This is a genomic window from Cellulomonas sp. Leaf334 (genome assembly GCF_001424195.1).
Classification (GTDB): domain Bacteria; phylum Actinomycetota; class Actinomycetes; order Actinomycetales; family Cellulomonadaceae; genus Cellulomonas.
This window is the reverse complement of the sequence record NZ_LMOO01000005.1, coordinates 217,271-231,748: the sequence shown is the minus strand read 5'-3', so window position 1 is coordinate 231,748 and position 14,478 is coordinate 217,271. Positions and strand designations below refer to the sequence as shown.

The 14,478-nt window shown below is 71.6% G+C and carries 12 protein-coding genes; 2 read left to right on the top strand and 10 right to left on the bottom strand.

Translation table 11 applies throughout. From position 1 onward, the window contains the following. Window positions 1-9: 9 nt before the first annotated feature. The 5 genes from ASF78_RS11520 to ASF78_RS11500 all read right to left on the bottom strand — a co-directional run bounded on the left by ASF78_RS11520 (window position 10) and on the right by ASF78_RS11500 (window position 6,843). A complete protein-coding gene (locus tag ASF78_RS11520) occupies window positions 10-543 on the bottom strand; it encodes a hypothetical protein (protein WP_235518533.1) in 534 nt (177 codons plus the stop codon). Between the two features lie 89 nt (window positions 544-632). Further along, window positions 633-1,244 (bottom strand): ATP/GTP-binding protein, encoded by a 612-nt coding sequence (locus ASF78_RS11515; RefSeq protein WP_055916480.1) that lies wholly within the window; start codon window positions 1,242-1,244, stop codon window positions 633-635. After that, a complete protein-coding gene (locus tag ASF78_RS11510) occupies window positions 1,225-1,602 on the bottom strand; it encodes a DUF742 domain-containing protein (RefSeq protein ID WP_056589149.1) in 378 nt (125 codons plus the stop codon). Before ASF78_RS11510 ends, ASF78_RS11515 begins: the two co-directional genes overlap by 20 nt. Before the next feature lie 20 nt (window positions 1,603-1,622). Further along, on the bottom strand, window positions 1,623-2,072 hold the full coding sequence (locus tag ASF78_RS11505; protein ID WP_028051268.1) for a roadblock/LC7 domain-containing protein: 450 nt from the start codon (window positions 2,070-2,072) through the stop codon (window positions 1,623-1,625). Window positions 2,073-2,157: 85 nt separating this feature from the next. Further along, window positions 2,158-6,843 carry an ATP-binding protein gene (locus ASF78_RS11500; protein WP_162243354.1) on the bottom strand — a complete coding sequence of 1,562 codons (4,686 nt, stop codon included), beginning with the start codon at window positions 6,841-6,843 and terminating at the stop codon, window positions 2,158-2,160. 239 nt (window positions 6,844-7,082) lie between these two features. Between ASF78_RS11500 and ASF78_RS11495 the strand changes: the two genes are divergently transcribed. Then, window positions 7,083-8,063 (top strand): NAD(P)H-quinone oxidoreductase, encoded by a 981-nt coding sequence (locus ASF78_RS11495; RefSeq protein WP_056589141.1) that lies wholly within the window; start codon window positions 7,083-7,085, stop codon window positions 8,061-8,063. Between the two features lie 80 nt (window positions 8,064-8,143). On the opposite strand, the gene ASF78_RS11490 is transcribed toward ASF78_RS11495, so the two are convergent. Then, window positions 8,144-9,373, bottom strand: a complete 1,230-nt coding sequence (locus ASF78_RS11490; RefSeq protein ID WP_056589138.1) for an AGE family epimerase/isomerase — start codon at window positions 9,371-9,373, stop codon at window positions 8,144-8,146. Between the two features lie 66 nt (window positions 9,374-9,439). Between ASF78_RS11490 and ASF78_RS11485 the strand changes: the two genes are divergently transcribed. Further along, window positions 9,440-9,976 carry a bacterial proteasome activator family protein gene (locus ASF78_RS11485; protein WP_056589135.1) on the top strand — a complete coding sequence of 179 codons (537 nt, stop codon included), beginning with the start codon at window positions 9,440-9,442 and terminating at the stop codon, window positions 9,974-9,976. Between the two features lie 3 nt (window positions 9,977-9,979). Here ASF78_RS11485 and ASF78_RS11480 read toward each other — a convergent pair whose 3' ends face one another. From ASF78_RS11480 to ASF78_RS11465, 4 genes are all read right to left on the bottom strand, one after another. After that, window positions 9,980-10,843, bottom strand: a complete 864-nt coding sequence (locus ASF78_RS11480) for a DMT family transporter (RefSeq protein WP_056589132.1) — start codon at window positions 10,841-10,843, stop codon at window positions 9,980-9,982. A 20-nt stretch (window positions 10,844-10,863) separates the two neighbouring features. After that, window positions 10,864-11,817 carry a carbohydrate ABC transporter permease gene (locus ASF78_RS11475; RefSeq protein ID WP_082494997.1) on the bottom strand — a complete coding sequence of 318 codons (954 nt, stop codon included), beginning with the start codon at window positions 11,815-11,817 and terminating at the stop codon, window positions 10,864-10,866. Continuing rightward, window positions 11,814-12,803 carry a carbohydrate ABC transporter permease gene (locus ASF78_RS11470; RefSeq protein WP_056589129.1) on the bottom strand — a complete coding sequence of 330 codons (990 nt, stop codon included), beginning with the start codon at window positions 12,801-12,803 and terminating at the stop codon, window positions 11,814-11,816. The genes ASF78_RS11475 and ASF78_RS11470 overlap by 4 nt, the downstream gene beginning before the upstream one ends. A 97-nt stretch (window positions 12,804-12,900) precedes the next feature. Beyond that, window positions 12,901-14,277, bottom strand: coding sequence for an ABC transporter substrate-binding protein (locus ASF78_RS11465; RefSeq protein ID WP_056589127.1), 1,377 nt, complete (start codon window positions 14,275-14,277; stop codon window positions 12,901-12,903). Window positions 14,278-14,478 lie beyond the last annotated feature (201 nt).

Below are 14,478 nucleotides of genomic sequence, written 5' to 3'. Positions count from 1 at the left end.
GTGCCGTGCCTAGCCTTCGCGCTCCCACCAGGCCGACGGCCACCCGGGCGACACGACGGCGAGGCCGTGCAGGGCGGACACCTGGGCCAGCTGCACGTCGTACGTCGCGACGCTCGACACGTCCGGGTGCGCCAGAGCCGCCCCGATGTGCAGCGCGACGAACGGCGGGAGGACCCCGGACACCTTCGTCGCCGCCCTCAGGGTCTGGTCGGAGAACCGGATGACCTCGAGGCGTTCCTCGACCTCGTGCGCGACCCCCGACGCGTCGACCCCGCGCGGCTGCGCGACGCGCCGCAGCTCGGTCAGGCCGAGCGGCGTCGTCACCAGCTGCGACTCGTGCTCGGCCGTCCAGGCGAGCCACTGCTCACGGCACGGCGCACCGACGAGGTACCGCGACAGCGCCGAACCGTCCGCGTAGACGCGCGCCACCCGACGGGACGCGTCAGCCGGCTGCACCACGTCGTCGCCCGCGGGCCGCGGGTGCGGCAGCACGCCGCCGCCACCGGGCGGACGCGGCCTCGGGCCGGGGGACGGGACGGACACCACCCCATGATCGCGTACGGACCTGGGACGCACGACGACGGCCGGCCCCCCTGCGGGGACCGGCCGTGGTCGCGGTGAGACCTCTCGGGTCACCGGCTGCGCAGACGCTCCATCGCGAGCTGCACGAGGGAGATCAGAGCCTGCTTCGTGGCCGCACGCGAACGCGCGTCCGTGTACAGGACCGGCACGTGCGCCGGGATCGCGAGCGCCTCACGGACGTCGTCGAGCTGGTGCTTGGCGACGCCGTCGAAGCAGTTGACACCCACGACGAACGGGATGCCGCGGCTCTCGAAGTAGTCCACGGCCGGGAAGCACTGGTCGAGCCGGTCGGTGTCGACCAGGACGACGGCGCCGATGGCACCGCGGACCAGGTCGTCCCACATGAACAGGAACCGGTCCTGGCCAGGGGTACCGAACAGGTAGAGCCAGAGCGACCCGGGGAGCGCGATGCGACCGAAGTCCATCGCGACCGTGGTGGTCGTCTTGCGGTCGGAGACACCGCCGGCGTCGTCGACGCCGACCGAGTGCTCGGTCATCGCGGCCTCGGTGTTGAGGGGCTCGATGTCCGAGATGGAGCCGATGAAGGTCGTCTTGCCGACGGCGAAACCGCCGGCGACGACGATCTTGACGACTGTGGGTGCGACGCTTCCTGCCGTGCCCGCCGGAGCGGCCACAGCGGCGTCAGAGGGCGGAAATGCCATTGAGAACACTCTCCAGCACGCTGAGGGACAGGGCAGGCGATTCACCGGTGTTGACCTCGACCGGCTGTGAGGTGTGCACGCGCACGAACTGCTGGTCGGCGAGGTCGGACACGAGGATCCGGATCACACCGAGCGGCAGGTGGAGCAGAGCGGAAAGCTCGGCGACCGAGATGTAGTTCGATGCGGCGTGCTGAAGGATCGCCCGCTTCTCAGGCGGCAGACCCTGGCTCGTCACGGCTCCCGGCATTGCCTCGACCAGCGCTTCGAGCGGCAGGTCGGAGCGCGCCGAGCGCACGCGGCCACCGGTCACGGCATAGGGCCGGACCGTTCTGGCCTCGTACTCGATGTGCTCGCTCATCGGTCAGTCTCCCCGTGGCCTCAGGCCACCGGGGCGCGGGTCGCGCCGTCGACAGGGAGCTGACCGCGCATCTCGGAGATGAGCTGCGGGGTGAGGGTCGCTTCGGTACGAGAGACGAGCATCGCCATCTCGTAGCCGATGAGGCCCACGTCGCAGCTGGATTCCGCGACCACGGCGAGGACGGAGCCGTTCGAGACGCTCATGAGGAAGAGGAACAAGTTGTCCATCTCGATGATCGCCTGACGCACCTCCCCCGCACGGAGCTGGCGCGCGGCGCCACGGGTCAAGCTAGACATCCCGGAGACGATGGCCGCGAGCTGGTCGCCGCTGGTGCGGTCGAGCTGCTCGGACATCGCCATGAGAAGACCGTCCGCAGACACCACGAGTGTGTGGCGAGTGCCGGGCACGGTCCGGACGAAGTTGTCCAGGAGCCAGCCGAAGTTGGCTGCCTCGGTGCTGAGCGCGGTCACACTTCCTCCTTGCTGGTGCAGTCGATGACTGCGGGGTCAGACGCCACCATGGTGGTGACGACGGTTGTGGGGTCTGGGGCAGTCATCAGCTCACGCCGTTCTGGCCGGACGGGTCCTCTGTGACACGACGGCCACGAGAGGTCCCTGACTGGAAGCTCGACAGACGCGACCGGAGCTGGTCCGCATCACGCTGCACGGGCTTCCCTTCGTCCTCGGTGACGGTCGTCGCCGGGACAGCTGTGGGGACTCGCCGGGTGAGGCGCTCCGCGTTGCCACCCGTCGCAGCCGGCCGGTAGGCCGACAGCTGGGAGAGCTCGGAGAGTGCCTGCTCCTGGATGTCCGAACGGAGGGCGAGCATCGCCGCCACCTCGTCGTCGAGCGTGCCGACCCGGGGCGCCACCGACGGCGGCAGCGCGGGCTGCGGGACCGTGGAGGACGGCGCGGGGTTGCCACCGGGCCGTGCGGCCCACTCGGGCGGCGCCCACGAACCTGCCGACACGGGCTCCAGCGGAGCCGGGGCGTTCGGCTGGGGAGCCGGAGCGGCCGGAGCCGACCAGGTGGTCGACGCCATCCACGACTGCGACGAGTCGGCACCGGTGGGCGACTGCGGTGCGGATGCGTCCGCCGTCCACGCCGAGGTCCGCACGGGGGCGACCTGGCTCTGGCTGACGGGGGCTTCCTGCACCGGCACCGGCGCGGAGATCTCCGGAGCGCCGTCGTCACCCTTCTTCCGCCCGAACAGGCCCCACTTGCGGCGGCCCTTGGCGTCGTCGGCCTGGGCAGGCGACGGTGTCTGGGTGACCTCGGAGAACGGGACCTGGGCGGCCGGTGCGGCAGCGGTCGGGGCCCACGCCGGGGCGGCGGCCTCGGGTGCTGCGTAGGCGACCGGGGCCTCCTGGTGCACGGGTGCCTGCGGTGCGGGCTCCGGCTCGGCGGCTGCTGCGGCCTCGATGGGCGTGAACAGCTGCGTCGGTGCCTCGACCTGCGGGGCCTGGAACGTCGGCCACGCCGGCGCCGCCTCCTGCACGGGAGCGGCCCACACGGGCGCCTCCTCCTGCACGGGAGCGGCCCAGACGGGCGCCTCCTCCGCGACGGGCGCAGGCTCGGGCTCGACGTAGGCGGCGACCTCGGTCTCGGCGACGTCCTCGGTGTCGGGCTCGAGGTAGACGCGACGGAACGCGACACCGTCGACGACGGCGAGCTCAGGCTCCGGCTCCGGCTCGGGTGCGACCTCGGCGGCAGCCTCGACCGGCTGCCCCGACCACTCGGGCGACTGCCATGTCGGCGGCTCCCAGGCGGGCGCGGGCCACGCGGACTCGTCGCTGGCCGTGGTCGGCTCGACGGGTGCGACAGCTGCCTCGGGGACGATCGGCATGGCGCCCGTGTGCCAGGCACGAGCCTCGTCGAGCGTGCGCTCCGACGGCTGGTACGACACGTCGGCAGCGGGTGCACCCCAGCCGGCGTAGCCGCTGTAGGACGTGAACGTCCGAGCGGGCGCGGCCGGAGCGGCGGCAGCGGGAGCGGCGACCTCCTCCTCCTGGACCGGCGCGGCGGACCGCGAGGCCAGGGCGGCGGGTGCCTGCTCGGCGACGACAGGCGCCTGCCAGGTGGGCTCGTCGTCGACGGCCGTCTGGTCCCAGGCGGACGCGGCGGCGGCGGGCGCCTCCCAGGTGGGCGTCTCGGCGACGACCGGGGCGTCCCAGGCGGGAGCCTCGGAGGCGTCGAGCGCGTCCCAGGCGGCAGCCTCGGCGGCCGGGGCCTCCCAGGCGGGGGTCTCCCCGGCGACCGAGTCGTCCCAGACGGGCGTCTCGGCGGCGGGGGCGTCGGCGACAGGAGCTCCCCAGCCGGGGGTCTCCGCGTCGGGTGCGTCCCACGCGGCGGTCTCGGCAGCAGGTGCTTCCCACGCCGGGACCTCGGCGACGGGCGCCTCCCAGACCGGGACCTCGGCGACGACGGCCTCGGGGGCGGGTGCGTCCCAGGTGGGCGCCTCAGCCTCGGCAGCAGGGGCGTCCCAGGCGGGCGCCTCAGCGACGGCGGGGGCCTCCCAGGCCGGAGCCTCGGCAGCGGGCGACTCGAGCTGTGCGGTGTCCCAGGCGGGGGTCGGCTCCCACGCGGGCGCCTCCTCCGGAGCCTGAGCAGCCTCGGCCTGCGCGGCCTCGTCGGCGGCGACGGCCGCCGCGGCGGTCGCGACGTTCTGCGCCTCGCGGTTCTCGGCCTCCTGGGCCTCCCACGAGTCGTCGTCGTCGGCGAGCTGCGGGACGACCATCGGCTCGACGGGCGCGGCGTGCGCACCGCTCGACATCCACGGGGCGCGGACGGCGTTGGACTGGGCGGGCAGCTGCGCGCGCTCCTGGTCCTCGGACATCAGGCCGGGGACGACGAGGTTCTCGCCGGTGTCCGTCGAGGCGGACTCGGTGCGGCCGCGGAAGCCGGAGAAGAGACCGGCACGGGCGGCCGGGGCGGGCGCCGGGGCTGCCGCAGCAGCTGCTGCGGACGCCGGCTCCTCGGGCTTCGCCCAGGCGGACGTCGAGGCACGGCTGCGGCTCGGCAGACCGCCCTTGAGGGGGGCGACCGTCGCGGGCTTCCAGTCGGAGCCGGCAGCGGAGATCTCGGCGGAGATCTGGCCGTCGGGCGCCTCGGGCAGGACCAGGTTGTCCTCGTCGAACGTCTTCTTCGACCGGCTCGGCAGACCCGTGGACTGCGCCAGCTCCGTGACCGGGATGGGACCGACGGACTCGTCGGAACCGTCGTCGCGGCGGCGGCGGTGGGGCAGACCCAGCGAGGTCTGGCCGTCCGTCAGGGCGGCGAGGTTGACCTCCTCGACGACGGGCGCCTCGATCTGCGGCAGGCCCGGGTCGTTGCGCGGTGCGGCCAGGGCGGCGGGCGCCCCGTTGCCGTACAGGTTGGTCTCCGTCATCACGAACAGCGTCGCGGGGAACCGGACGATCGTCTCGGTGCCCGTGCCGTGCGCGGCCTTGAGCAGCCGCACGTCGGCACCGAGGCGCTGGGCGATGCGGCCGACGACGAAGAGGCCGAGGCGCTGGTTGCCCAGGGAGTCGCTGGCGGAGGTCGAAATGATCTTCGAGTTCGCGGCCTCGAGCTCGACGTCGCTCATGCCCAGGCCCTGGTCGAGGATGCGGACGACCACGAACTGGCCCGAGACACCGGTGGTGACCGTGACGGGCGTCTCCGGCTCGGAGAAGATCGTCGCGTTCTCGAGGAGCTCGGCGAGCATGTGCGCGGCACCGAGGGCGTTGAAGCCGTGCATGTGCGGGTCGACCTGCAGGTCGAGCTCGACCCGGTCGTACTGCTCGATCTCCGAGGAGGCCGTGCGGACGACGTCGGACAGCGGCATCGCGTCGCGCAGACGACGACCGGAGTCGATGCCGGCGAGGACGAGGAGGGACTCCGCGTTACGACGCATGCGGGTGGCGAGGTGGTCGAGGCGGAACAGGTTCGCCAGGGTGCTCGGGTCTTCCTCGGCACGCTCCAGGGAGTCGATGAACGACAGCTGGCGGTTGAGGAGGACCTGGTCACGGCGGGCGACGTTGACGAACATCTCCGCGATGGAGCCACGCAGGGCGGCCTGCTCCTGGGCGACCTGGACCGTGGTCGAGTTCACCGAGTTGAAGGCTGCGGCCAGCTGGCCGACCTCGTCACGGGACGTCACCGGGATGGGCGCGAGGGTGATCTCCGGGCCTTCACCGGGGATGGCCACCTGCTCGACCAGTCGCGGCAGCTGCTCGCGGACGTCGGCGGCAGCCTTCGTCAGGCGACGCAGCGGGACGACGATGCCTCGGGCGACGAGGAGGGCGAAGAAGAGGGAGGCGACGACGGCCGCGATGACGATCGCGATGGTGACGAGCGCCTGGGCCTGCGCCTCGTCCGCGGCGGCGGCGGCGACGTCGTGGGCCTCGTCCAGCACGGCGGTGTTGAGCGCGCCGAGGCTGGCCAGCTGCTGCTGGATCTCCCCCACGTACGCGTTCGGGTCGATCTGCGAGAAACCGGCCGGGTTGCCCTGCTGGAGCGGCGCCCGCATGCGGGTGAAGTTGGACGTCGGGTCCTTGGTCGGCATCACGAGCGACTCGACGCCGAGCGCGTCGATGGCGGCGTGGGCGCGGGCTCGGGCCAGCTCGGTGGCGGCAGTCTGCGTGTCGTACTGACGGACCGAGGCGGGAGCCGGCGCACGGGTGCCGAGGAGCTGGATGCCGTCGATCAGCTCGACGACCAGGTTGTCGGCGGTGGTGCCGATCTCGCGGTACGAGGTGACGTACTGCGCCAGGGCGCGGTTCTCGAGGCTGTTGGCGACCTGTTCCATCAGGTCGAGCTGGCCCTCGATGATCGCCGCGTAGTTGTTCTCCAGCTGGGCGCGCTGGGCCTTGATGTCGACGCTCGTACGGACGGCGGGCAGCATCGTGTTGTGCGCCAGCTGTACCTCGACGAAGCGGTCGACGACCGGCTTGGGGAACTGGCTCAGGTCCAGGGCGGCCGTGATGGGCCGGACCGCGTTGAGCGCGGCGTCCGTCGCCGCACGAGCCTCGGCGATCTGCTCGGGCGAACCGCCGTTCAGCGACAGGAGCCGCTCGGCCTGCAGCGAGCTCGACACCGGGGTGTACGCCTGGAGCGTCGTGATCACGCTGTCGGCCGCCTTGGCGTACCGCAGCTCCTGGATCGCGTTCCACGAGATGAACCCACCGGCTGCGAGCAGCACGATCATGGGGACGGCAAGGACAGCCATCACTTTGGCGCGGATGCCGAGCCGTCGCAGCATGTCGTTCCCTTCCGTGTTCCGGCAACGGGTGTTGCCACCATGTCGTACCGGTCGTGCGCTCTGGTCAGATGCCGATGAGGTGTCCCGTTGGCGTTCATCGGCTGTTGGACACCAGACCATTAGCCAACGGCAGAGTTTGCCATGGACCTCACCCCCTGGGATACGGCGACATCACACCCCGTTCGGGTGTCGTGTGCTAGCAGCCGGGGTCGGACGGCCCTCAGGGTTACTGTGCGGACGTGCGAGCGGTCGTCATCACAGAACCGGGCGATCCGGGCGTCCTCGCCGTGCAGGACGTCCCGGACCCTGTGGCGGGACCACGCGACCTGATCGTGAGGGTCGCGGCCGCCGGCGTCAACCGTGCGGACCTGCTGCAGCGCGCGGGCCACTATCCGCCTCCGGCCGGTGCGCCCGCCTGGCCGGGGCTCGAGGTCTCCGGGACGGTCGTGGCGCGCGGTGTCGCCCTCGGTCCCGACGACCCCGGCATCGGAGACCGCGTCGCCGCGCTGCTCGCGGGCGGGGGCTACGCGGAGCTCGTCGCCGTCCCGGCCGAGCTCGCGCTGCGCCTGCCCGACGACCTCTCGACGGTCGACGCCGCGGCACTGCCCGAGGGTCTGGCGACCGTGTGGTCGAACCTGCGCGCCGCACGGCTCGCCCCCGGGGAGAGCCTCCTCGTGCGGGGCGGCTCGGGCGGGGTCGGCTCGGTCGCGGTCCAGCTCGCCCGCGCCCTGGGCACCCGCGTCCTGGCGACCGCGGGCGGTCCGGAGCGCACCGCCCGTGTCCTGGCGCTCGGTGCCGACGTCGCGCTCGACCACCGGGCGCCCGGCCTCGTGGAGCGGCTCCGGGACGCGACCGACGGGCGCGGCGCCGACGTCGTGCTCGACGTCTTGGGCGGCGGCGGGCTGGCGGAGAACCTCGCGATGCTCGCCGACGACGGCCGCCTGGTGGTCATCGGGATGCAGCAGGGGCGGCGCGGCGAGCTCGACCTGTCCGTGCTGCTGGCCAAGCGCGCGAGCATCCTGGGCACCCTCCTGCGGTCCCGCCCGCACGAGCAGAAGGTCGCGATCATGGACGGCGTGCGTCGGCACGCCTGGCCGTTCGTGGAGGACCGGTGGGTGCGGCCGGTGGTGCACGCCCGCCTCGGCTTCGACCAGGCCGCCGAGGCGCACCGCCTCCTGGAGTCGGGCGAAGCCTTCGGCAAGGTCCTCCTGATCCCCTGACCCTGCTCCAACGTCCGCAGATTCGAGCGTCCCGACGACCGAACGTGCGGACGCTGCGGGGGTGGGGGTGGGGTGGGGGCTCAGTCCAGGAGGCCTGCCGCCAGGGCCGGGGCGATCACCGGGGTGAGCGGGAGGCGCGGGATCAGGGTCGCCTGGACCGCGTGGTAGAGGTCGGCCTTGCCGGCCCAGACCGTGCGCGACACCTGGTTGTCGGTGCCGAGCTCGTGCCACCACGACCCCCCGACGCGGTCCAGGTGGTGCGCGCCGATGTACTCCCACCACTGCGTGTAGGCGTCGTCGAACCGGGCCTCGCCCGTCGCGGCGTGCAGCGCGGCCGCGGCGGCGACACCCTCGGCGGCCACCCAGTGCATGCGCTCGCGCACGACGGGGGCGCCGGACCAGTCGACCGTGTAGACGAAGCCGGGGGCGCCGTCGACGTCCCAGCCCTCGCGCACGGACGCGTCGAAGAGCGAGACCGCGTCCTCGAGCATCCAGGCGGGCGCGACGTCGCCGCGCGCGGTGATCGCGGCGCGCGCGTGCAGGGTCAGGCGGGCCCACTCGAGCCAGTGGCCGATGGTCGCGCCGTAAGGACGGAACGGGTGTGCCGGGGTGTCGACGTTGTACTCCAGGTCGGGCACCCAGGCGGAGTCGAAGTGCTCGGGGATGCGCCACGAGTTCCCGGCAGCCCAGCCGTGCACGACGCGCTCGACGATCCGCAGCGCACGGTCGAGCCAGATGCGGTCACCGGTGACGTCCGCCGCGGCCAGGTACGCCTCGACGGTGTGCATGTTCGCGTTGACGCCGCGGTAGCCGTCGAGCGTCGTGAAGGTCCGGTCCCACTGCTCGACGGCCATGCCCGCCTCGTCGTCCCAGAACCGCTGCTCCGAGACGGTGAGTGCCTCGTCCAGCAGCGCGCGGGCGCCGGGCCGGCCGGCGGCGGTCGCGCTGGAGGCCGCGAGGATGACGAACGCGTGCGGGTACGCGGCCTTGTCGGTGTCCCGCGGCGTGCCGTCGCGCTCGACCTCGGCGAACCAGCCGCCGTGCTCGTCGTCGTGGAAGGCTCCCGTCAGCGCGTCGAGACCGTGGTCGACGAGGGCGGCCGACCCGGGGCGGCCGAGCAGGTGCCCGATCGCGTAGACGTGCGTCATCCGGCACGCGATCCAGAGCTCCAGCGGGCCGTCGACCGCGGCACCCGCCTCGTCCTGACGCGCGAAGCCCCGGGGGACGACCGAGGCGCGTCCGAAGTCGAGGAGCCGATCCGTCTCGTCCTCGAGCCACCGGGTATGGGCAGGTGTGGTGAGCCAGGCCATGGCGCACACCCTAGCCAGCCGACGCGAGGGGCTGCGCCGGGCACCTCAGTCGGTGAGAATGCCCGGGTGACCGACAACGACGCGCAGGACGCCCTGACCGACGACGAGCCCCGCGTGGAGGTGCTGGACCCCGCGCCGGACGACGACGAGCCCGAGGACATCACCTCGCTGGTCGGCCAGCCCGCGAAGGTCATGCGGATCGGGACGATGATCAAGCAGCTCCTCGACGAGGTCCGCAGCGCTCCTCTCGACGACGCCGCGCGCGCCCGGCTGGCGGAGATCCACGAGCGGTCCTTGAGCGAGCTGGAGGAGGGCCTGTCGCCGGAGCTCGTCGCGGAGCTGCACCGGATCACGCTGCCGTTCGTCGAGGACCAGGCGCCGTCCGACGCCGAGCTGCGGATCGCACAGGCGCAGCTGGTCGGCTGGCTCGAGGGGTTGTTCCACGGCATCCAGACCGCCCTGGTGGCGCAGCAGGTGGCGGCGCAGGGCCAGCTCGCCGGGATGCGCCGGCAGCTGCCCGCCGGGCCGTCGCACCCCGGCGCGCCCGTCCAGGTCCCGCGCGCCGACGGCACCCCCGACCCGTCGACCGGGCAGTACCTGTAGGCGCTACGCCGGGGGCGGAGCCTCGGTCGTCGGGGGGTCCTCGCGGTCGAGGCCGGTGAGCACGATGGCGCCGGACACGAGCAGCAGCCCGACGACCTCGAGCCCGTGCGGCACCTGCTGGAGCACGACGGCACCGACCACCGCGGCGGTCGCGGGCAGCAGCGCCAGCAGGATGGCGAACGTCGCCGCCCGCACGCGCCGGAGCACGACCTGCTCGAGCGCGTACGGCACGACCGACGAGCACAGGGCGATCGCGACCACCAGCGCCGCGAGCCGCGCGTCGTGCAGCACGGGTTCCGCGCCGCCGGCCAGGAACGGTGCGAAGACGACCGCGCCGGCGGCCATGGCGACGGACAGCCCGGTGATCCCGCCGTTCGCCGCCCGCGCCACGCGTCGGCCGAGCACGATGTAGGCCGCCCAGCACGCCGCCGACACGAGGATCGCCACGAGCCCGACCACCGCGTCCGGCCCGGTCTCCAGGCTCACGCCCGCCAGGAGCACGACCCCGCCGGCGGCGATCCCGATGCCGACCCGGTCCCGCCAGCCGCGCCCGGTCACGGCGGCGACGGCCACCGGGCCGAGGAACTCGATCGCGACGGCCGTGCCGAGCGGCAGGTGGTCGATGGCGATGTAGAACGCCACGTTCATGAGCGCCAGCACCACGCCGAAGACGACCGCGACGCGCAGGTCCGGCAGGTGCCACCGCACCCGCCACGGGCGCTGCCACGCGACGAGCACGACCGCGGAGACCGCGATGCGCAGCCACGCGACCGACGCCGCCGCGATCGTGCCGAAGATGCCGACCGCGAGCGCCGCGCCCACGTACTGCGTCAGCCCCGAGAGGATGAACAGCAGCGGCGCGGGCACGGCCTCAGGCTATGCGGCTCCTATCCCTTGACGGACCCCGCCAGCAGGCCGCGCACGAAGTACCGCTGCAGCGACAGGAACACGATGAGCGGCACGACGAGGGCGATGAACGCCCCAGCGGACAGCAGCTGCCACTGCGACCCGCGCGTGCCGCTCAGCTCCCCGAGCCGCACGGTCAGCGGCGCCACGTCGGTGGATCCACCGGCGAACGTCAGTGCGACGAGCAGGTCGTTCCACACCCACAGGAACTGGAAGATCGCGAACGACGCGATCGCCGGGGTGAGGAGCGGCATGAGCACCTGGAAGAAGATCTTCACGTGCCCGGCGCCGTCCATCCGCGCGGCCTCGACCAGCGACGGCGGGATGTCCTTCATAAAGTTGTGCAGGATGTAGATGGCCAGCGGCAGCGCGAAGATCGAGTGCGACAGCCAGATCACCCAGAACGACCCCGCGATGCCCCAGCTCACGTACTGCGACAGCAGCGGGATGAGGGTGACCTGGATGGGCACCACCTGGAGCGCGAAGATCGCGACGAACAGGATGGCCCTGCCCTTGAAGTCGATCCACGCCAGCGCGTACGCCGCGAGGAGCGCCAGCGAGATCGGGATGATCACCGCGGGCAGCGTGATGACCACGGAGTTCACGAAGTAGGTGGCGAGACTCGTCGACGAGCCGAACAGCGCCTCCTGGTAGTTCTCGAGCGTGAGCGTCGGGTTCCACGGCAGCGTCCACCACCCGGAGGTCCGGATCTCGGACCGCGGCCGGAACGACGTGATCAGGAGGCCGAACGTCGGGACCGTCCAGACGACCGCGATGAGGATGGCGATCAGTGACGTCCACGGGGAGCTGAGCTTCTTCGTCGCCGCAGCGGCACGCCGGTCCGCACGGGCCAGCCGAGAAGGCTTGCGGGTGGTGTCCCCCTCGTCGGCGTCGAGGAGGGAGGTCGGAGGCAGGGGGGCCGAGGCGTTCGTCATCGGATCTCCTCCGAGAGGCGCAGCTGTCGGACGTTGTACACGATGATCGGGATCACGAGGACGAACAGGATCACCGCGAGGGCGGCACCCAGCCCCGCTTGCTGGGCCCGGAAGCTCTGCGTGTAGAACTCGTAGGCCACGACCGACGTGTTGAAGTTGCCCCCGGTCATGGTGCGGACGATGTCGAAGACCTTGAGCGTGCCCATCGCGATCGTCGTGATGACGACGACGAGGGCCGGCCGGATGCTCGGCACGGTGATGAACCGGAACATGCCGACGCCGTGCAGACCGTCCAGCCGGGCCGCCTCGGTGATGTCGTCGGGGATCGCCTTGATGGCGGCGGACAGGACCGTCATCGCGAATCCGGCCTGGATCCAGATCATGACCGCGATGAGGAAGAACGTGTTCCAGGGTTGGTTCAGCAGGAACTGGTACGGGTCGAGCCCCAGCCAGACCAGGATCTGGTTGGCGAGGCCGATCTGCTGGATGTTGCCCTGGTCGGGCTTGTACTCGTACACGAACTTCCAGATGATGCTGGCGCCGACGAGCGAGATGGACATCGGCAGGAAGATCAGGGTCTTGGCCAGGGACTCGTAGCGGGTGCGGTCCACGAGCACCGCGTAGACCAGACCGATCGCCGTCGCGAGCAGCGGGACGAGCACGACCCAGAGCATCGTGTTGCGCAGCACCGTCTGGAACTGGTCCTGCGTGAACGCGGTGACGTAGTTGTCGAGCCCCACGAAGTTGTTGCCCCGGGAGTCGTAGAGCGACATCTTGATCGTGTTCAGGCCCGGATAGACCAGGCCGAAGACGACGAAGATCAGCGTGGGGCCGAGGAACCCAGCCACCACCACCCAGATGGGCACCTTCTTGAGCTTGTCGATCCCGAAGAGGATCGCCCCCATCACGCCCACGAACAGCAGGATCGCGACCAGCATCAGCGCGAACTTGTGTCCCGTGGACTCGGCGTGGATGAACCAGTCCATACGTGACCTTCCCTCTCCATCGAGGTGGATGCGACCGGCACGGCCGGGGTGGGAGCCGTCAGGACGACGACCCCCACCCCGGGCGTACCTCAGACGGTCAGGACGACGGCCAGGCTGCCTCGATGTTGTCGAGGGTCTCCTGGTCGGACTGGTCCTCACCGATCCACGCGGTCATCTGCTTCCAGAACGCGTCGGCGCCGACGGCACCGGGCATCTGGTCCGAGCCGTCGAACCGGAAGGTGTAGCTGTCGTCGGTGAGCAGGTCGAACGAGAGCTGGTCGATGGGCGACTGCAGCAGGTCGGGGTCGAGACCGCTGTTGGCGCTCAGCCAGCCCTGACCGGTGGCCTCCGCCTTGGCGTTGGCCCACTCCGGGCTGGACAGGTAGGCCTGGAAGGCCTGGACCTCGGGACGGTCCGCGAAGGCCGTCACGAACTCGCCACCGCCGAGCAGCGGCTTGTCGTCGGCGCTCTGGCCGGGCAGGTAGAACGCGTAGACGTCACCGTCCTCCGCGACCGTCAGGCTCGGGTCCCAGTTGGCCTGGTAGAAGTTGGCCGCACGGTGCAGGAAGCACATCTGGTCGGGGATCGGGTTGGCCGCCTCGTTCCAGGCGACGGTCGCGATGGACTGGACGTCGCCCAGGCCGCCGTTCACGTAGTCGGGGTTCTTCAGGATGCCGCCGACGGCCTCGAGGGCCGCGAGGACCTGCGGGTCGTTGAACGGGATCTCGTGGTTGACCCACTGGTCGTAGACGTCCGCGCCGGCGGTCCGGAGCATCACGTCCTCCAGCCAGTCGGTGGCCGGCCAGCCGGTGGCGTCACCGGACTCGATGCCTGCGCACCACGGCTTGGCGTCGGGGTAGTCGTCCTTGATCTGGTCCGTGAGGGCGATGAGGTCGTCCCACGTGGTGGGGATCTCGTAGCCGTTCTCCTCGAACGCGGCCGGGGAGTACCAGACGAACGACTTCACGTTGGCGCCGAGCGGCGTCGCGTAGAGCGTGCCGTCGACCGTGCCGTAGTTGACCCAGCCCTCGGTGTAGTACTCGTTCGCGTTGTCGATGACGGCCTGCGGCGCCGCGACGACCGTGTCGGGGTAGTCGGCGACGATCGAGGCGAGGAAGCCGGGCTGCGGGATGTACGCGATGTCGGGCGGGTTGCCGGCCTGCAGGCGGACGGGCAGCTGCGCCTCGAACTCCCGCGAGCCCTCGTACTCGATCTCCGCGCCGGTGCACTCCTCGAACGGGATGTAGGAGTCGGTCTGCTGGACCGACTCGGGCTCCACGATCGACGTGTAGACGCTGATCGTCTTGCCCTCGAGATCCCCGTACTGGTCGAACGCGGTGCAGTCGACGTCCGAGGCTGCGTCGTCGCCGCCCCCCTCGTCGTCCCCGCCCGAACAGGCGGTGAGCACCAGGGCCAGGCTTGCTACCGCGCCGGCCGCTGCCAGGTGGCTGCGGCGCCTGCGTGTGCCGTTCATGAGACCTCCACGTCGTCATGCTCCGGATGGTGCTGGCGGCTTTCCCAGCACCCTTGCAAGCGATGCAAGCCGTTACGCAACACGGGCGCAACCGTAGAGACCGGGCAATCCGGTCACGATTGAGTTACAGGCGAGCCACGGCGGCTCCGCACGACGGATTTCGTGCGGAAGCGCTTCATGAACGGTCAAGATCGACCGTCC